General features: G+C 66.2%; 1 protein-coding gene. It reads left to right on the top strand.

What is annotated here, in order from left to right; all coding sequences use genetic code 11:
* The coding region (locus tag KVP70_RS33415; RefSeq protein WP_217946735.1) for a condensation domain-containing protein at positions 1-379 on the top strand (379 nt) is incomplete at both ends.

The following is a 379-nucleotide window of genomic DNA, read 5'->3' as shown; positions in this document are numbered from 1 at the left end:
TGCCGCTCTCGTGGGCCCAGCAACGGCTCTGGTTCCTCGATCAACTCGACCATGCCGCCGGCGCGGCCTACCATATGGCGGCCGCACTAAGACTGAAAGGCCAGCTCGACTTTGCGGCGCTGCAAGCGACCCTGGACCGCATCGTCGCGCGTCACGAAGTCCTGCGCACCACGTTTGTGCGAAGCGCAGGCGCAGCCGAACAAAGGATCGCAGCGGCCGATTGCGGCTTCTGCCTGGTAACACACGACCTGCGCCACCTGCCCGGGCATGAACAAGCGTTCGCCGTCAGTCGCATCGGCGCGGACGAAGCCAGCCAAGCGTTCGACCTGGCCCAAGGTCCGTTGATCCGCGGCCAACTGCTGCGGCTGGGCGAGCAGGA

Source organism: Duganella violaceipulchra, assembly GCF_019166075.1.
Classification (GTDB): Bacteria; Pseudomonadota; Gammaproteobacteria; order Burkholderiales; family Burkholderiaceae_D; genus Rugamonas; species Rugamonas violaceipulchra.
The sequence above is the reverse complement of the archived record's forward strand: the minus strand, read 5'-3'. Positions and strand labels throughout refer to the sequence as shown.